Origin of the sequence: Pseudomonas cerasi (assembly GCF_900074915.1) — a bacterium.
GTDB lineage: Bacteria > Pseudomonadota > Gammaproteobacteria > Pseudomonadales > Pseudomonadaceae > Aquipseudomonas > Aquipseudomonas cerasi.
Genome location: NZ_LT222319.1, coordinates 1,780,618 through 1,798,493, shown reverse-complemented (window position 1 = coordinate 1,798,493; position 17,876 = coordinate 1,780,618). Strand labels below are relative to the sequence as shown.

Annotated in this window: 14 protein-coding genes; 1 reads left to right on the top strand and 13 read right to left on the bottom strand. The window is 57.7% G+C overall.

The window, feature by feature from the left end; translation table 11 throughout:
- Positions 1 to 68 precede the first annotated feature (68 nt).
- Positions 69 to 638, top strand: a complete 570-nt coding sequence (locus PCPL58_RS10690; protein ID WP_003369744.1) for a TetR/AcrR family transcriptional regulator — start codon at positions 69 to 71, stop codon at positions 636 to 638.
- 102 nt (positions 639 to 740) lie between these two features.
- Here the strand turns inward: PCPL58_RS10690 and PCPL58_RS10685 are convergent, their stop codons facing one another.
- The 13 genes from PCPL58_RS10685 to gyrA form a co-directional block, all read right to left on the bottom strand.
- Complete coding sequence (locus PCPL58_RS10685) at positions 741 to 1,103, bottom strand: ComEA family DNA-binding protein (protein WP_065349383.1); 363 nt, start codon at positions 1,101 to 1,103, stop codon at positions 741 to 743.
- Between the two features lie 158 nt (positions 1,104 to 1,261).
- A complete protein-coding gene (locus PCPL58_RS10680; RefSeq protein WP_065349382.1) occupies positions 1,262 to 3,256 on the bottom strand; it encodes a polysaccharide biosynthesis protein in 1,995 nt (664 codons plus the stop codon).
- Positions 3,257 to 3,360: 104 nt separating this feature from the next.
- A complete protein-coding gene (locus PCPL58_RS10675; RefSeq protein WP_065349381.1) occupies positions 3,361 to 4,371 on the bottom strand; it encodes an MraY family glycosyltransferase in 1,011 nt (336 codons plus the stop codon).
- On the bottom strand, positions 4,364 to 5,344 hold the full coding sequence (locus PCPL58_RS10670; RefSeq protein WP_003434408.1) for a UDP-glucose 4-epimerase family protein: 981 nt from the start codon (positions 5,342 to 5,344) through the stop codon (positions 4,364 to 4,366). Before PCPL58_RS10670 ends, PCPL58_RS10675 begins: the two co-directional genes overlap by 8 nt.
- 198 nt (positions 5,345 to 5,542) lie before the next feature.
- Positions 5,543 to 6,976, bottom strand: a complete 1,434-nt coding sequence (locus tag PCPL58_RS10665) for an MBL fold metallo-hydrolase RNA specificity domain-containing protein (RefSeq protein ID WP_065349380.1) — start codon at positions 6,974 to 6,976, stop codon at positions 5,543 to 5,545.
- 413 nt (positions 6,977 to 7,389) lie between these two features.
- Positions 7,390 to 7,632, bottom strand: a complete 243-nt coding sequence (locus PCPL58_RS10660) for a lipopolysaccharide assembly protein LapA domain-containing protein (protein WP_003369732.1) — start codon at positions 7,630 to 7,632, stop codon at positions 7,390 to 7,392.
- A gap of 24 nt (positions 7,633 to 7,656) precedes the next feature.
- Positions 7,657 to 7,953, bottom strand: coding sequence for an integration host factor subunit beta (gene ihfB / locus PCPL58_RS10655; RefSeq protein ID WP_003369729.1), 297 nt, complete (start codon positions 7,951 to 7,953; stop codon positions 7,657 to 7,659).
- 321 nt (positions 7,954 to 8,274) lie between these two features.
- Positions 8,275 to 9,966, bottom strand: a complete 1,692-nt coding sequence (gene rpsA / locus PCPL58_RS10650) for a 30S ribosomal protein S1 (protein ID WP_002554562.1) — start codon at positions 9,964 to 9,966, stop codon at positions 8,275 to 8,277.
- A gap of 121 nt (positions 9,967 to 10,087) precedes the next feature.
- Positions 10,088 to 10,777 (bottom strand): (d)CMP kinase, encoded by a 690-nt coding sequence (gene cmk / locus PCPL58_RS10645; protein WP_002554563.1) that lies wholly within the window; start codon positions 10,775 to 10,777, stop codon positions 10,088 to 10,090.
- The gene (locus PCPL58_RS10640; RefSeq protein ID WP_044309742.1) at positions 10,774 to 12,378 is read right to left on the bottom strand and encodes a prephenate dehydrogenase/arogenate dehydrogenase family protein; all 1,605 of its coding nucleotides are present in this window, start codon (positions 12,376 to 12,378) and stop codon (positions 10,774 to 10,776) included. Before PCPL58_RS10640 ends, cmk begins: the two co-directional genes overlap by 4 nt.
- A gap of 57 nt (positions 12,379 to 12,435) precedes the next feature.
- Positions 12,436 to 13,530 (bottom strand): prephenate dehydratase, encoded by a 1,095-nt coding sequence (gene pheA, locus PCPL58_RS10635; RefSeq protein WP_065349379.1) that lies wholly within the window; start codon positions 13,528 to 13,530, stop codon positions 12,436 to 12,438.
- Positions 13,530 to 14,615, bottom strand: coding sequence for a 3-phosphoserine/phosphohydroxythreonine transaminase (gene serC, locus PCPL58_RS10630; protein WP_003369720.1), 1,086 nt, complete (start codon positions 14,613 to 14,615; stop codon positions 13,530 to 13,532). The genes pheA and serC overlap by 1 nt, the downstream gene beginning before the upstream one ends.
- Before the next feature lie 204 nt (positions 14,616 to 14,819).
- Complete coding sequence (gene gyrA, locus PCPL58_RS10625; RefSeq protein ID WP_065349378.1) at positions 14,820 to 17,606, bottom strand: DNA gyrase subunit A; 2,787 nt, start codon at positions 17,604 to 17,606, stop codon at positions 14,820 to 14,822.
- Positions 17,607 to 17,876: the final 270 nt, after the last annotated feature.

Sequence of the window (17,876 nt, the reverse complement as noted above, 5' to 3'; positions counted from 1 at the left end):
TGCTGCAACGTTTCATCTATCCATGTATAAATGCGCTGACACATTGGCCCTCTCTGGAGACTCAGCGCATGCGTTACGCGCTCGATCATAAGGCCCAAACGCACCAACGCATTGTCAAGGAAGCGTCCATGCGCTTCCGTCGTGACGGCATTGGTGCTACGGGCTTGCAACCTTTGATGAAGGCACTTGGCTTGACCCATGGCGGGTTCTACGCGCATTTCAAATCCAAGGATGATCTTGTTGAACAGGCATTGAGTCACGCCCTCGACAATGTAAAAGGAATCACCAGCGACGTTTTCGCCAGACAGGACTCGCTCAGTGAATTCATTGATCTCTACCTATCGATAGCCAGCCGCGATGCGGAGGACGGGGGTTGCCCGTTACCGACCATGTGCCTGGAACTGGGCCAGCGCGATCAGCCCAGCATGACGACGGATAAAATCATCCTTCACCTGCTGGAGCAGTTCGACAAGCCCCTCGCGGAGAATGGAATGGAGTCCAAAAGCCTGCCGGTGCTGTCCGCACTGGTGGGTGGTCTGGCACTCGCCCGCAGCGCTTTTGACGAGGAGCTGTCACAGCGCATTCTGGATACGACCCGCGACTATCTCAAACAGGAGATAAAAAAGAGCACCAACTGACCCTCTGGTACAGACACTTTCGCGGGGAGCGTCTCAGCGAGAGTTTATAAAAACACAGGCCAATCATTGATCGGCCTGTGTTTTTACTGGCTGAAACGCTGTTCAGTCGATCGCAAGTTTTTCGCGATTCCTCTCCAGAATGGCCTTGCCGATCCCCTTGACCTCTATCAACTCATCAATCGACGTGAACTCACCGTTGGCTTCCCGGTAAGCCACAATGGCATCGGCCTTGTTCTTCCCGATACCTGCCAGTCCTTTCTGCAGTGTTTGCGCATCGGCAGTATTGAGATTGACCCTGTCCTTGCGTTGCTCATGCGCCGCAGTGGACGCGGTGTCCTCCATCATCGGCGACTGGGATACCGGGGGCGCCGATGTGGCGGGCTGAGACACAGGGGCGGCATTGACCGCAACCGAGGCACTGGTGAGCAAGGCAAAGATCAGGGCACTGAAAATAGGGGTTCGCATAGATAAAGCTCCATAGCAGTTCAAGGCAGCATCCACATGCTGTGCCTGAAACTTAGACCAGCGTCCCCTCCTGGAAAAGCACTCGAGCGTTGCTGCCTGTTGCCGGATCGTTCAACGTATTTCCGCCTCTGCCCAGAGCACCGGCGGTGCTGATGAAATCACGTTTCGCCGCTGCGTTCCTGATACATCCAGTCAACGATTTCGCCCTCTGGCGTATAACCGTTTACCGTTTTGCGCAGCAACTGACGCACACTGGTGTAATCGTCGCGGTCGACCGCGTCCAGCAGTTTTGTCAGGCGGCCTTTCAATACATCCCACGGCAGGCAATCTTCGTTTGCACTCATGATCATGGGGTGCTCGGTGGCAACCACGTTGTCGCCGATCAACAGCTCTTCATAGAGTTTTTCGCCAGGACGCAGCCCGGTGAACTCAATGGAGATATCACCGTGCGGATTTTTCTCCGAGCGAATGGCCAGACCGGACAGGTGGATCATCTTCTCGGCCAGTTCTACAATCTTGACCGGCTCACCCATATCGAGAACGAACACGTCGCCGCCATGCCCCATGGAGCCCGCCTGAATGACCAACTGAGCGGCTTCGGGGATGGTCATGAAGTAGCGGGTGATTTTGGGATGCGTCACCGTCAGCGGCCCGCCTGACTGGATCTGCTTGTGGAACAGCGGGATCACCGAACCGGACGAGCCAAGCACGTTGCCAAAGCGAACCATGGTAAAGCGGGTCTTGTTGACCTGATAGACATTGGCCTTGTCCCCGAAGATCACTGGTGCGGTTTCGCGGCTCAGTGCCTGCAATATCAATTCGGCGAGACGCTTGGTACTGCCCATTACATTGGTCGGGCGGACCGCCTTGTCGGTAGAGATCAGGACAAAGTTGGACACGCCTGCCTGCAACGCCGCCTGGGCGGTATTGAGCGTGCCCACAACGTTGTTGATGACGCCTTCGGCAATATTGTGCTCGACCATGGGCACATGCTTGTAGGCCGCAGCGTGATAGACCGTGTCGACCTTCCAGGTTTTCATGATCGACAGCAATTTGGGGTGGTTGCGCACCGAACCGAGTATGGGCAGCAATTTCACCGAAAGTGACTCACGGGCCGAGCGCTGTTCAAGCTCGGAAAGAATGCTGTAGAGATTGAACTCGCTGTGGTCCAGCAACAGTAACTGGGTAGGCTGCAGCAGCAATATCTGTCGGCACAGCTCGGAGCCGATCGAGCCGCCAGCGCCGGTCACCAGCACCGTTTTGCCCTTGATGCAGTGCTCAAGCAGGTTATCGCGGGCCGGGACTGCATCGCGCCCCAGAAGGTCTGCAATGTCGACTTCCTGAAGGTCATCGACCTTGACCCTGCCAGCGGCCAGATCCATGAAGCCCGGAACGCTTCGTACGTGCAGCGGAAAGCCTTCCAGAAAACCGAGGATTTCCCGACGACGTCCACGCGACGATGAAGGGATTGCCAGGAGGATTTCCTGAGCCCCCGTGGAATCGATCATTCGCTGGATGTTTCGCGGTTTGTAGACCTGAAGACCGGAAATAACCCGGTTGGAAATCGATTCATCATCATCGATGAACGCCACCGGATGCATCAGACGGCCCATGCGCAATGCGGCGACCAACTGGTTTCCCGCAGCGCCAGCGCCGTAGATGGCAACCTTCTGCAAACCGTTGTCGCTCTTGGCGAAAGGTACGTGCTGCGCCGCAGCGAACCAGTCGCCGAGAAAATACTGCCGCATGGCCAGTCGCAGACCGCCGATCATGACCATGCTCAGCCACCAGTAATTGAAGATCACCGAACGCGGGACCAATTGCTGGTGGTTACTGTAAACGTAGACCATGCACCCAAGGATCAGCGACGACATCGTCACGGCCTTGATGATGGCAATCAGCGCATCATTGCCGAAATAGCGCATCACTGCGCGATACATGCCGAACCGGATGAACAGCGGGATAGCCGCAACGGGCGCACTGATGAACAGCCACGTGTGCTTCTCGAGCGGATTGATCAGCTCATCGATACCCAGTCGTACGACAAACGCCATCCATAGAGCCAACCAGACCAACAGGACGTCGGCAGCCACCTGAATTATTCGTTTTTTGCGGCGTGGTAGAGCCAGTAATCTGGTCCGCAACCTGCTCATCAATTTTTTAATGCTCCGTTATGCTACCGGTTGCAACATGATCTGAAATCGGTACCTGTGAAACAGCTACGTGTCTGAGACAACCAGAAAAACACTTCGTTACCTTATTCTGCCTTGCCGGCGCGGAACCTCAGCGCCAGTAGAATCAGCGGGCAGTAAGCAACTACCGCCCATATAAGCCCTTCTCCATCGCCCAGCGCAACCCATAGTGCAATCGGCAGCAACCAGACAAGATTGATCAGCCCCACTGCAAGCGTAACCGGCACATGCCGGCCGTAATGACGCGACGCAAACTGATACGCGTGGCTGCGATGTGCCTCGTAGAGCTTTTCCTTGCGTAACAGGCGTCGCACGAGGGTCACGGTCGCGTCGACGATAAACACTCCCAGTAGAATCAACCAGGACCAGAATAACTGAGGTGAGGCCCAGGAACCCTGAATAGATAGCACACCGAGCACTATCCCGAGGAAGCCGCTGCCCGCGTCGCCCATGAATATCTTCGCCGGCGGGAAGTTCCAGTAGAGGAAACCTGCTGCGGCAGCGCCCAGCATGAGCACTTCCCAGGACAGCCCGGCGTGGCCATCCAAGGCATAGATGATGCTCATGCCCAGGCATACAGTGACCGCCTCGATACCGGCGATACCGTCTATTCCGTCCATGAAGTTGTAAAGGTTCAGCATCCACACCAGATAGAACGCCGCGAGTACTTGCCAGAATGGCCCCAGGTCGACCGTCCAGCCCATGACGTCGAGCGGGGCAAGACCGTCCAGCCAAAACAAGGCCCATGCAGCCGCAGCAAAATGCCCCAGCAGGCGCCATCGTGCGGCGATATGCCCGTGATCGTCCATGAAACCGATCACCGCCACCAAGCCGCCCGAACCGACGATGGCAACAAGCGCAGAGCAAGGCAGATAGCCGGCCCACCCCAGCAAAGCCATCGCCATGACGAAAGTGATGACGATGGCAACGCCGCCACCTCTGGGCGTGGGTATGGAATGCGAACTTCGAGCGTTTGGAATGTCGGTCAGACTTTTGGCGAGCGCATACTTGCGCAACAACGCCGTTAGAATCAGAGACAGAAAGGCAATAGCGATGACCGACAGCCACTCAATCATGCTTGTCGTGTTCCAGATAATATCGAGCGGTGTCCTGCATGGCGTGTTCAATACTCACAGGTGGAAGCCAATCCAGCATCGTACAGGTTTTACTGATATCGACCTGCAGCGAGTTGCACAGCCGTTGTGAAAAAGCCTTCTTGCCCAACAGTGCTGCAGCCGCGTTCAACAGCACGGTCGGCACCGGCAGCAGCCGGGCAGGTTTGCCCAGGGCCTTGCCCATTTCGCGCAGCAGCCTGGCCGTGGACAGATCATCACCGTCACTGACCAGAAACGTCTGGTCAGCCGCAGCAGGATGATCGACACAGACGGTCACCAGGTCTGCCAGGTTATCCACCGCCACCAGGCTTCTACGATTATCGATGGCCCCGAGCGGCAACGGCAGCCCTTTGTCCAGCCAGCGCATCATGCTTCTGAAGTTCGCCTTGACCCCCGGACCATAGACCAATACCGGTCGAATGATCACCACCTGCATACCGGTGCGGGCAGACAACTCGCGCAAGCCCTCTTCGGCCCTGTGCTTTGAAACGCCATAGGCATCCAGCGGATTGCACGGGTCGCTCGCACTGAATGGCGCGCCCGGAAGCGTAGACTCGCCATTGGCCTTGATGGAACTGATAAAGATAAAGCGTCTGACGCCTGCCGCTGCGGCCTGCTCGGCCAGATTCAGCGTTGCGGTGACATTGGCGCGGAAGTATTCCTGATCCGGAGCGTCAGCGGTCTCGTTGAGTACATGCACCCGGGCAGCACAATGAATCACCACGTCCGCGCCGGTTACAAAACTTGCCCATTGATTGTCCGGCGCCAATGATTGCGCACTGACAACATCGATGCGCGAGTCGGAAGCAGCATAGGCGCCCCGGACCGCAACCCGCACAGAGCAGCCTGTGCGTTCGATCAGTCGGCGAACCACAGCACTGCCCACGAAACCTGTCGCACCTGTTATTGCAACCAATGCAACATCACCGCTCATGCAAACACGCCCTTCCAAATCGGCCAAATATTGCTTAAGTAACGCGTTTTGACAACTGAAATATGTTCAAGCCATTTTATAACTTTCACGATGACGTTCAACGTACCCCAGGGACAATGCACGATAATCATGCATTGGCACTCACTTGCAAGAATTCGATTACCGCATCAGCCGACAACTAACGTGCTCATCACGCCTTCAAGGGATAAACAGTTCCAACGGGCGTTTCTTGAGCGAGTACTTGCGACTCAGAATATTGCCCAGAACCTTTTTCGCGGCCGCCTCGCCATGCACCAGCCTGATCTGCGTCGGCCACTCTTTCATCCCCGTCACGAACTCGACCAGTTCGACCTGATCAGCGTGGGCAGAATAGCCTTTTGCGGTGTGGACCCCGGCATTTATATCGAAGCGCTCACGGTCCAGCTCTACATAGCCGCCCGACGGGCCGTGCAACTGAATGGCCTCGCCCGGCGTTCCCTTGCCCTGATAGCCGACAAATACCACGTTATGCCGTGTGTCACCGAGCATGGCTTTCAGGTAATTGACGATCCTGCCTCCGGCACACATACCGTTACCGGCAATCACGATGGCCGGACGCGCCGTACTGGCCAGGTAATTGACAGTGCGCAGATGTTCCTCATGGGTGTCGACGGTAACCAGTTGTTCGAAGCCCAACGGCTTTCTGCCGACGTCGAGCCTTAACCGCGCGCCCTCATCCCAGTAGTCTTCAAACGACTGATAGACCTTGGTAAAGCGACTCGCCAGAGGCGAATCAAGGATGATCGGCAACCTCGACCAGTCCGGATCACCGTCACCCGGCTGCCTACCGTTTTCGACGGCATGATTCGATGGCATCTTGCGTCGCAGTATGTCTTCCAGCTCGTAGAGCAATTCCTGGGTTCGGCCGATGCTGAATGCCGGTATCAGGACGGTGCCGTTATCCTCCAGCGCCTTGTCTATGATGCGCTCAAGCCCTTGCTGACGAGTGCTGCGATCTTCGTGAACACGATTGCCATAGGTGCTTTCCAGCACCAGCACATCCGCGCGCTCGGGCGGCTTCGGCGCAGGCAGAAACGGCGTATGACTCGCCCCCAGGTCACCGGAAAACACCACGCGCACAGAACGCGTTTGTGCAGGGTATTGAAGATCGCATTCTATATAGGCAGATCCCAGTATGTGCCCGGCACGCTGCAAACGGACCCGGCAATGCAGGGATTCGTTGTCGACCAGGCTGAACCATTCATCGAATGGCAGAGCGATGATTCTCTTGTTGATGACATCCAGATAGCGTCCGACTTGCCCGGGGTCGTGTGCAAATTCGATTTTCAGAAGATCTTCCACGACCAGTGGCAACAGGTGGGCACTGGGCTCACTGCACAGTATCGGCCCCTTGTAACCGGATGCCAGCAACTCTGGAATACGCCCGACATGGTCATTGTGCACATGGCTGATCAATAACGCTCTGACAGCCTCCGGGTCGAATCCGAATGAAGCGGTCCCGGATTGCCTGCCGCGCTCCTGCACCGACCCGCAGTCAATCAGCAGGCTGCTCGATGCATCCATGTGCAATTGATGACACGAACCCGTGACTGTATCGACAGCGCCGTGATGAATGATTTGCGGATAAGACATGCAGTCACCTTTTCTTGCCAGCCTGCTCTGAATACGCGGTACATCCGGCAGCAGGTCTGAACATTAAGTTTCGGCGCATTCTGCACTTGAACGATTCATTTTCAAGCCTTGACACAAGGCAGTCAGGGCAGCAGTAATCAACACTGAAAATGAATATAACCCGCACCCCCTTTAAAATGGGTACACGAATTAAAAAAGCGAATATTCCTACACGCCTGAGCAACTATTCTCTATATAAGTGAAGAATAAACTGACAAAACTATAAGGCTCTTTTTTCGATAAAAACGCGCGAAGGCACAACGAAGCACACCAGCCCCGAAGCATCGCATGCGGCTTTATTGAACAAAAAGGGGTAAAAAACGCGCGCTATCGTGTCGCCAGATCAATCTCCGACGACGCATGATCGACGCTGCTCAGACAGAGCGAGGGGAAGGTGTGCGCTTTTTACGAAGACTGGCTATCCATGCCAGTATCGGGCCGATGACCATGCCCAAGAGCAACGCAAGGACAACAGGCAATGCCAGAGGAAGCTGAGGCGCCGACCAACCGAAAAACGTCACGGCAACAGACTGCCGGTTCTCAAGCACAAACACGGTTGTTGCCAAAACAGCGAGCAACACGGCGACGATCAGAATGACTCGTTTGAAGATACGCATCTGGTAATCCTGTGGTGGATGGCTTTAAAGGCCCTCTTCTTCATCCTCGTTGACCCGATCCCGCAGCTCCTTGCCCGGCTTGAAATGCGGGACAAACTTGCCATCGAGACTGACCGACTGTCCGGTCTTCGGGTTGCGCCCTACCCGTGGTGCACGGTAATGCAGCGAAAAGCTGCCAAAGCCCCGAATCTCGATTCGGTCACCGGTTGCCAGGCACTGGGACATTTGTTCAAGCATGGTCTTGATGGCCAGCTCGACATCCTTGGATGAGAGCAGCCCTTGATGGGTGACAATTCGTTCGATCAACTCCGACTTCGTCATATTTTTCCCTTCTTTTTCAAGCAGCTAGATCAGCGCTTGGAAGGTTTTAGCATGACCGGATGAATTTGAACAGCCCATCTATTGACTTATGTTCAATACCGTCTAACCAGGCATGAACAGATTACAGCGACATGACAGGAGACAGATATGGGAAGGGAGCTTGAGCAATAGGCGAAACGAGACGGCCTGAGAGGCTACTGGAGACGTTTAGCGACTCACACTGTGCGTGAGAGCAAGCCAGGCGCATCCGAACCTGTAGGGCCTGAACGGCAGAAACGAAAAAGGACGACCGAAGTCGTCCTTTTTTTGGTCAAGCAGAACTTAGTTCTGTTTTTCCATTTGCGCGCGCAGCAGGTCACCAATAGTGGTAGGACCAGTGCTTTCAGCGACTTCAGGCTTGCTACGCAGGCTCTGGATCGCTTCTTTCTCGTCTTCAACGTCTTTCGACTTGATGGACAAGCTGATTACGCGGCTCTTGCGGTCAACGCTGATGATCTTGGCTTCGATCTCTTCGCCTTCCTTCAGAACGTTACGCGCGTCTTCAACGCGGTCACGGCTGATTTCGGAAGCCTTGAGGGTCGCTTCGATGTCGTCGGCCAGAGTGATGATGGCGCCTTTGGCGTCAACTTCCTTAACGATACCGCGAACGATCGCGCCCTTGTCATTGACAGTGACGTACTCGGAGAACGGATCGCTTTCCAGCTGCTTGATACCCAGCGAGATACGCTCACGCTCAGGATCAACCGACAGGATCACAGTGTCGAGCTCGTCGCCCTTCTTGAAGCGACGTACGGCTTCTTCGCCCACTTCGTTCCAGGAGATGTCGGACAGGTGAACCAGACCGTCGATGCCGCCGTCCAGACCAATGAAGATACCGAAATCGGTGATCGACTTGATGGTGCCGGAGATTTTATCGCCCTTGTTGAACTGGCCAGAGAAATCTTCCCATGGGTTGGATTTGCACTGCTTGATGCCGAGGGAGATACGACGACGCTCTTCGTCGATGTCCAGAACCATGACTTCCACTTCGTCGCCAACCTGAACGACTTTCGAAGGGTGGATGTTCTTGTTGGTCCAGTCCATTTCGGAAACGTGTACCAGGCCTTCCACGCCTTCTTCCAGCTCTGCGAAGCAGCCGTAGTCGGTCAGGTTGGTAACACGCGCGGTAACGCGGGTGCTTTCAGGGTAGCGAGCCTTGATAGCAACCCATGGGTCTTCACCCAGTTGCTTCAGACCCAGGGAAACACGATTGCGCTCACGATCGTACTTCAGGACCTTGACATCGATCTCGTCGCCAACGTTGACGATTTCCGATGGATGCTTGATACGCTTCCAGGCCATGTCGGTGATGTGCAGCAGGCCATCGACGCCACCCAGATCGACGAATGCGCCGTAATCGGTGAGGTTCTTGACGATACCCTTGACTTGCTGACCTTCCTGCAGGGACTCGAGCAGAGCTTCGCGCTCGGCACTGTTCTCGGCTTCCAGGACACTGCGACGGGAAACGACAACGTTGTTGCGCTTCTGGTCCAGCTTGATGACCTTGAACTCGAGCTCTTTGCCTTCCAGGTGAGTCGTGTCACGCACAGGGCGGACGTCAACCAGAGAACCAGGCAGGAACGCACGGATGCCGTTAACGTCGACAGTGAAGCCGCCTTTAACCTTACCGTTGATAACGCCCTTGACCACTTCTTCAGCTGCGAAAGCCGCTTCCAGAACGATCCAGCACTCGGCACGCTTGGCTTTTTCGCGGGACAGCTTGGTTTCGCCAAAGCCATCTTCGACCGCGTCCAGCGCAACGTGAACTTCATCACCGATCTTGATGGTCAGCTCGCCAGCGTCGTTGTGGAACTGTTCCAGCGGGATGAGGCCTTCAGATTTCAGACCGGCGTGAACCGTAACCCAACCTGCCTGGTAATCGATATCAACGATGATCGCGGTGATGATCGAACCGGCCTGAAGGTTGAGGGTCTTTAGGCTTTCTTCAAAAAGTTCTGCAAAGCTTTCGCTCATTTTAATTCCTGTTGATCAAGGGCGAAGGATACGCCCATCTGCCACGCTCCAGACAACGTGGGTTTCGTTCAAGTAAAAGAAAGCCTGCGGGACTATGACTGGTCTCCCATACGCTTCTTCGTCATCCGGCAATACCGCGAAGCGCGATTTCACTCAGAATGCGTTCCAGCACCTGTTCGATGGACAATTCAGTGGAATCCAGCTGTATGGCGTCATGCGCCGGCTTCAGCGGGGCTACCGCTCGCTGGGTGTCACGCTCGTCGCGTGCACATATCTCATCTAGCAGACTCGACAGACTAACATCATCGCCCTTGGCCTTCAACTGCAAGTAACGTCGACGCGCACGCTCCTCGGCACTGGCGGTAAGGAATATCTTCAGCGGTGCATCCGGGAAGACCACGGTGCCCATGTCGCGACCGTCCGCGACCAGACCCGGCTCTTCCTGAAACGCGCGCTGGCGCAACAGCAACGCATCGCGCACCGCCGGCAGCGAGGCCACCTGCGATGCGCCGCTGCCGACCTGCTCGTTGCGAATGGCGTGAGTGACGTCCTCGCCTTCAAGAATGATGCGCTGCCCCTGCCCTGCCGCAGTCGCCTCGAACTGAACATCCAGATGAGCGGCCAGGAGCTTGAGCGCTTCTTCATTGGTCAGGTCGACACCGTGATTGCGCGCCGCGAAAGCCAGCAGGCGATACAGCGCACCGGAGTCGAGCAGGCACCAACCGAGTTTCCTGGCCAGCAATCCGGCGACCGTGCCCTTTCCGGAACCGCTGGGTCCGTCGATGGTAATAACAGGAGCTTTGATTTTCACTTTTTGTCCTCTTGCGCTACACGCATGCCAACTTGAGCGCACAGCGCCAGAAAATGGGGAAACAATGCGGCGGCATCCGCGCACGCCTGAATACGGATGGGCGCCGAAGCCCTCAACGATGCAACGCGAAACGCCATGACGATACGCTGATCACCGCGAGCATCAACCTCGCCGCCACCCGGCACACCGCCTTCGATAATGATGCCATCCAGTACGGGCTCGGCCTCGATGCCGAGAGCCAGCAAACCGTCAGCCATCAGCCTGACGCACTCCGACTCATCGGCTTGCAGGGCCTGCGCGCCGCGCAGAATGGTACGCCCTTCTGCACAGGCTGCGGCAACCAGAAGCACCGGAAATGCATTCAGTGCCAGCGGCACCAGCGCTTCGGGGATGTCAGCGCCTTTGAGCCGGGTCGAGCGAACGTGCAGGTCGGCGACCGTTTCACCCGCCAGCTTGCGGACGTTCTGCAGCACGATATCGCCGCCCATCAGGCGCAAAATATCGATCGCACCCTCGCACGATGAACTGACGGGAACGTCCTCCAGCAACAGGTCGCAGCCTTCACTGATCGACGTCGCGACCATGAACAGCACCGCAGACGTCACATCCACCGGCCCCTTGATGCGATGACTGACACCCTCCGCAGACCCGCCGTGAATGGCACGAGGCTCGCCGGGTGCGGTGTCGACACGGGCACGGCTGGCGAGGATTCTGCCGAAGTGCTCCCTCGCTGCGCGCGCGCGGGTAAATACGTCCATCAACTGCGCGCCGTCGCCAGCATCCACAGCGTCGCGCAAGGCGTCGAGATCGGTGCGAAAGCTGTCCAGAGTGCGCAGTACGGCATCACGATTGGCCATGAAAATGTCATGCCACATGGTCGGATCGCTGCCTGCGATGCGCGTGAAGTCACGAAACCCGCCTGCTGCATACCTGAATATGTCCAGGTTTTCATTGCGCTTGGCCAGCGAATCGACCAGACCGAATGCCAGCAGGTGCGGCAGATGGCTGGTGGCAGCCAGCACCTCGTCGTGACGCTCTACCTGCATGTGCTCGACATCGGCCCCCAGGGCTGACCACAACTGGTCGACAATCGCCACCGCGTGAGGATCGGTTTCAGCCAGCGGCGTGAGAATGACCTTATGGCGACGAAACAGCGCCGCATTGGAGGCCTCGACGCCGCTCTGCTCGGAACCGGCAATCGGATGGCCGGGCACGAAGCGCGACGGCATGTGCCCGAACGCCTGACGCGCAGCCCTCACCACATTGCCTTTGGCGCTGCCGACATCGGTCAGAATGGCATGACCCAGATCGATCGGTGCCAGCAGGGCAAGCAGCTTTTCCATTGCCAGTATCGGCACCGCCAGCTGAATCACATCAGCGCCACGGCAAGCGGTGGCAAGGTCTGCCTCGCAACGGTCCACAACCCCCAGCTCGACCGCCAGGTGTCGCGACTGCGGGTCAAGGTCGACGCCGACTACCTCGCGGCACAGGCCGCTTTCGCGCACACCCTTGGCAAAGGAACCGCCGATCAGCCCGAGCCCGACAACCACCAGACGACCGATCACCGGCCGTACCGACTGTTCTGCAATCACATCAACCACGCGAATACACCTGACAGCCTGCCAAGGTAAAAAACAAACGAATCATGGACCGCACCTTCAGAGAACCGCCTTCGGGTAGGAACCCAACACCTTCAAGGCCACGGCTTCGCTGCTGATTTGCTCCAGCACGGCCTTGACCAGCGGATCCTTGTGATGGCCGACGAAGTCGATGAAGAACACGTAGGTCCACTTGCCACTGCGCGAAGGACGGGTCTCGATACGCGTCAGGTCCAGGCCATTCTCGTGGAACGGCACCAGCAACTCGTGCAGCGCGCCCGGCTTGTTGCTCATCGACACAATGATCGAGGTCTTGTCATCGCCGGTCGGCGGGACTTCCTGATTGCCGATAATGAGAAAGCGTGTGGAGTTGTCCGGACGATCTTCGATCTTTTCCGCCAGACGGGTCAGGCCATACAGACCTGCCGCCATATCGCCAGCGATGGCCGCCGAGTTCCACTCGCCCTTGACCCGCTTGGCGGCTTCGGCGTTGCTGGCAACGGCGACGCGCTCGACATTCGGGTAATGGGCATCCAGCCATTTACGGCACTGGGCCAGTGACTGGGCATGGGAATAAATGCGCGTGATGCTTTCCGTCTTGGTGCTTTCGCCCACCAGCAGATGGTGGTGAATGCGCAGTTCGACTTCGCCGCAGATCACCATGTCGTGTTCGAGAAAGCTGTCGAGGGTGTGATTGACCGCGCCTTCGGTGGAGTTTTCCACCGGAACCACACCGAAATTCACGGCACCAGCGACCACTTCGCGGAACACTTCGTCAATTGCAGCCATCGGCAGACTGATGACGGCGTGACCGAAATGCTTCATCGCCGCGGCCTGGGTGAACGTCCCCTCAGGCCCGAGATAGGAGACCTTGAGCGGCTGCTCCAATGCGAGGCAGGAAGACATGATTTCGCGGAACAGACGCGCCATCTCTTCGTTGCTCAACGGACCACGATTGCGGTCCATGACTCGCCTGAGCACCGCAGCTTCGCGCTCCGGACGGTAGAACACAGGCACTTCGCCTTCCGCCAGCGAGGACATCTTGACCCTGGCCACTTCCTGGGCACAGCGGGCACGCTCGCTGATCAGTTCCAGAACCTTTTCATCGAGGCTGTCGATACGGACGCGAAGCGCCTTGAGTTCTTGCTCGGACATCAGCCGTGCTCCTTCTCGAAGTCTTTCATGTAGGCCACCAGCGCGTTGATGGCGTTGATATCGATCGCGTTGTAGATGGATGCACGCATGCCGCCTACCGAGCGATGGCCCTTGAGGTTGAGCAGGCCGTTTGCATCGGCACCGGCCAGGAACGGCTTGTCGAGACGATCGTCAGCCAGACGGAACGGTACGTTCATCCACGAACGATCAGGCTTGTTGATCGGGTTGCTGTACAGCTCGCTGGCGTCGATGAAGTCATAGAGAGCGCGCTGTTTGATTTCGTTGCGCTTGCCGATCGCTTCGACACCGCCCTGCTCTTTCAGCCATTCGAAGACCAGCCCGGACAGGTACCAGGCCAGGGTCGGCGGCGTGTTGTACATCGAGCCATTGTCGGCAGCGACCTTGTAGTCGAGCATGGTCGGGCACAGCGAGCGCGCGCGGCCCAGCAGGTCTTCGCGAATGATCACCACCACGATGCCGCTGGGGCCGATGTTCTTCTGGGCGCCAGCGTAGATCATGCCGAAACGCGAGATATCCACTGGACGCGAGAGGATGTCCGAAGACATGTCGGCAACCAGCGGAACGTCGCCGGTGTCCGGAATCCAGTTGAATTCCAGACCGCCAATGGTTTCGTTCGGCGCGTAGTGGACGTAAGCCGCGTCCTTGGACAGCTTCCACTCGTTCTGGCCGGGAATGGCAAAGTAATCGTAGGCCTTGGCGCTGGCCGCGACGTTGATTGCGCCGTAGCGTGACGCCTCGTCGATAGCCTTCTGCGACCAGATGCCGGTGTCGATGTAATCGGCCTTGCCGTTTTCAGGCAGCAGGTTCAGCGCAATCTGGGCGAACTGCTGGCTGGCACCGCCTTGCAGGAACAACACCTTGTAATTCGAAGGAATGGACAGCAGGTCACGCAGATCCTGCTCGGCCTTGGTGGCAATGGAGACGAACTCATCACTGCGGTGGCTCATTTCCATGACGGAAAGGCCTTTGCCGTGCCAGTCGAGGAGTTCCGCCTGGGCACGCAGCAGAACAGCTTCAGGAAGCGCAGCAGGACCTGCGCAGAAGTTAAAGGCTCGCTTGCTCATATCCACTCTCGTCAAATACGTTGGGTCTGTACGCGCTTGTTTCTGGTTGCTTGCCACGAGCAGACAGACGCCGCAGCGACTGGCAGCTCCTTGCGGGAATCTTGCTCCGGCCGCAGGGCTGGCCGAATACCGCAAGGGCTGGACTTGCCTGGAATGCAGATGCATGCACAGACGAGCCAGCCCTTACCTGATTTACGTTACCGCTTAGTTCTGTGGTTCGTCTTCGTCTGACGCAGCATCTGACTGCAGGTCTTCACCAGCATCGTCCACTTCAGCTTCAGCGGCATCGACGATCACGCCATCGATAACTTCTTCGCCTTCAAGCTCTTCGCCTTCGACTTCCGACGGCTCCTGAACACGCTCCAGACCGACCAGCTTCTCGTCGCTGGCCAGCTTGATCAGGGTAACGCCCTGGGTGTTACGACCCAGACTGGAGACTTCGCCGACGCGGGTACGAACCAGCGTGCCCTGGTCGGAAATCAGCATGATTTCTTCACCGTCGAGCACCTGAACCGCACCGACCAGACGGCCGTTACGCTCGTTGCTGACCATGGCGATGACACCCTGACCACCGCGCTTGTACTCGGGGAACTCGGAGATGGCCGTACGCTTGCCGTAGCCGCGCTCGGAAGCGGTCAGAATCTGGCTGCCCTCTTCCGGGATCAGCATCGAAATCAGCTTTTGCCCTTCTGGCAGACGCATGCCACGAACACCGCGAGCGGTACGGCCCATGGCGCGCACGTCGGATTCCTTGAAGCGGGTCACCTTGCCACCGTCGGAGAACAGCATGATTTCCTGCTCGCCATCGGTAATGGCCGCAGAGATCAGGATGTCGCCCTCGTCCAGCTCAAGGGCGATGAGGCCCGAGCTGCGCTGACGGCTGAATGCAACCAGTGGGGTCTTCTTGACAGTACCGTTGGCGGTGGACATGAAGATGAACGGAGCCTTCTTCTTGTCGGCAGCCTTGATACGGGCCTTGCGCTCCTCTTCGGTCTCGCTGCTGTTTTCCGCGTCGTCCAGCTCGCCTTCCAGGGCCTCGCCTTCTTCATCGGCACGCTTGCGCATGGCTTCGAGATCGACCGGCAGCATGGTGGTGATGTATTCGCCGTCGCTCAACGGCAACAGGTTGACCAGCGGACGACCACGGGCAGCGCGCGACGCTTCCGGAATCTCGTAGGTCTTGAGCCAGTAGACCTTGCCCTTGCTGGAGAACATCAGCAGCGTGGTGTGGCTGTTGGCGACCAGCAGGTGAGCGATGTAGTCCTCATCCTTGATGCCGGTGGCCGACTTGCCCTTGCCGCCACGACGCTGAGCCTGATAGACCGCCAGTGGCTGAGTCTTGGCATAACCGCCGTGGGAAATGGTGACCACGCGCTCTTCTTCGGTGATCAGGTCACCCAGCGTCAGGTCCAGACGCGCATCGAGAATTTCGGTGCGACGGGCATCGCCGTATTCGGAGCGGATCAGTTCCAGCTCTTCGCGGATCACTTCCATCAGGCGCGTCGCGCTGTTGAGGATGCGGATCAGCTCGCCGATCTGATTGAGGATTTCCTGGTACTCGCCCAGCAGCTTCTCGTGTTCCAGACCGGTCAGGCGGTGCAGACGCAGCTCCAGAATGGCCTGAGCCTGTTCCGGCGACAGGAAATACTTGCCCTCGCGCAGGCCGTATTGCGGATCGAGGTTCTCGGGGCGGCACGAATCGGCACCGGCACGCTCGACCATCTCGACCACTGCGCTCGACTCCCAAGGCGTCTTGATCAGCGCTTCCTTGGCTTCGGCAGGTGTCGGTGATGCCTTGATGAGGGCGATGACCGGGTCGATGTTGGACAGCGCAACCGCCTGACCTTCAAGGATGTGGCCACGTTCGCGCGCCTTGCGCAGTTCGAACACGGTACGACGGGTCACCACTTCGCGGCGGTGACGAACAAAGGCTTCCAGCAGGTCCTTGAGGTTAAGGATGCGTGGGCGACCGTCGATCAGGGCAACGATGTTGATGCCGAAAACGCTTTGCAGCTGGGTCTGGGCATACAGGTTGTTGAGGATAACCTCAGGCACTTCGCCACGACGCAGCTCGATGACCACGCGCATACCGTCCTTGTCGGACTCGTCGCGCAGTTCGGTGATGCCTTCGAGTTTCTTTTCCTTGACCAGCTCGGCGATCTTCTCGATCAGACGCGCCTTGTTCAGCTGGTAAGGCAGCTCGGTGATGACGATCTGCTGGCGACCGCCAACCTTGTCGATGTCTTCGACGATGGAGCGGGCACGCATGTAAATGCGTCCGCGGCCTGTGCGATAGGCCTCGATGATGCCGGCGCGACCGTTGATGATCGCCGCCGTCGGGAAATCCGGGCCGGGGATGTATTGCATCAACTCGTCGACCGTCAACTCGGGGTTGTCGATCAGCGCCAGGCAGCCGTCGATGACTTCACCGAGGTTGTGCGGCGGAATGTTGGTCGCCATGCCCACGGCGATACCGCTGGAACCGTTGACCAGCAGGTTGGGAATACGGGTCGGCATGACCGCCGGGATCATCTCGGTGCCGTCGTAGTTCGGCACCCAGTCCACGGTTTCCTTGTGCAGGTCGGCCAGCAGCTCGTGCGCCAGCTTGGTCATACGCACTTCGGTGTATCGCATGGCGGCGGCGTTGTCGCCGTCGACCGAACCGAAGTTGCCCTGACCGTCTACCAGCAGGTAGCGCAGCGAGAATGGCTGAGCCATACGAACGATGGTGTCGTACACCGCCGTGTCGCCGTGCGGGTGATACTTACCGATCACGTCACCAACCACACGGGCGGATTTCTTGTACGGCTTGTTCCAGTCGTTACCCAGCTCGCTCATTGCGAACAACACGCGCCGGTGCACGGGCTTCAAGCCATCGCGTGCATCGGGCAGTGCGCGACCGACGATTACGCTCATTGCGTAGTCGAGGTAGGACTGCTTCAGCTCGTCTTCGATATTGACCGGGAGGATTTCTTTGGCCAGTTCGCCCATGAGAAGCCTGATTCCTTTTTCTGGTGAAACCTCGCAAACCCATTCGGGGTATACGAAGCTCGCCGCTGCCAGCATGTGCAGGGCAGCGACTTACGACAAATCAACGAGTTATGCCATGAATCTACGCAGCATGGGCGACCACAATCAGTGTCCCCGATAACCGCCGGATATTACCACAATCGCCGAGGCGCTCACATCCTTTGCAGGCGCTGAAAGCGAGCCGCACACGCATAACACGCCTGAGAAACGCTTACAGGCCCGTCCAGCCGC

Bases quoted from the DNA above. Each gene is read 5' to 3' on its own strand.
- PCPL58_RS10665 (WP_065349380.1), bottom strand. From the start codon at position 6,976: ATGTCTTATCCGCAAATCATTCATCACGGCGCTGTCGATACAGTCACG.
- serC (WP_003369720.1), bottom strand. From the start codon at position 14,615: ATGAGCAAGCGAGCCTTTAACTTCTGCGCAGGTCCTGCTGCGCTTCCT.
- PCPL58_RS10660 (WP_003369732.1), bottom strand. From the start codon at position 7,632: ATGCGTATCTTCAAACGAGTCATTCTGATCGTCGCCGTGTTGCTCGCT.
- rpsA (WP_002554562.1), bottom strand. From the start codon at position 9,966: ATGAGCGAAAGCTTTGCAGAACTTTTTGAAGAAAGCCTAAAGACCCTC.
- PCPL58_RS10680 (WP_065349382.1), bottom strand. From the start codon at position 3,256: ATGAGCAGGTTGCGGACCAGATTACTGGCTCTACCACGCCGCAAAAAA.
- gyrA (WP_065349378.1), bottom strand. From the start codon at position 17,606: ATGGGCGAACTGGCCAAAGAAATCCTCCCGGTCAATATCGAAGACGAG.
- PCPL58_RS10670 (WP_003434408.1), bottom strand. From the start codon at position 5,344: ATGAGCGGTGATGTTGCATTGGTTGCAATAACAGGTGCGACAGGTTTC.
- PCPL58_RS10675 (WP_065349381.1), bottom strand. From the start codon at position 4,371: ATGATTGAGTGGCTGTCGGTCATCGCTATTGCCTTTCTGTCTCTGATT.
- PCPL58_RS10690 (WP_003369744.1), top strand. From the start codon at position 69: ATGCGTTACGCGCTCGATCATAAGGCCCAAACGCACCAACGCATTGTC.
- pheA (WP_065349379.1), bottom strand. From the start codon at position 13,530: ATGTCCGAGCAAGAACTCAAGGCGCTTCGCGTCCGTATCGACAGCCTC.
- ihfB (WP_003369729.1), bottom strand. From the start codon at position 7,953: ATGACGAAGTCGGAGTTGATCGAACGAATTGTCACCCATCAAGGGCTG.
- PCPL58_RS10685 (WP_065349383.1), bottom strand. From the start codon at position 1,103: ATGCGAACCCCTATTTTCAGTGCCCTGATCTTTGCCTTGCTCACCAGT.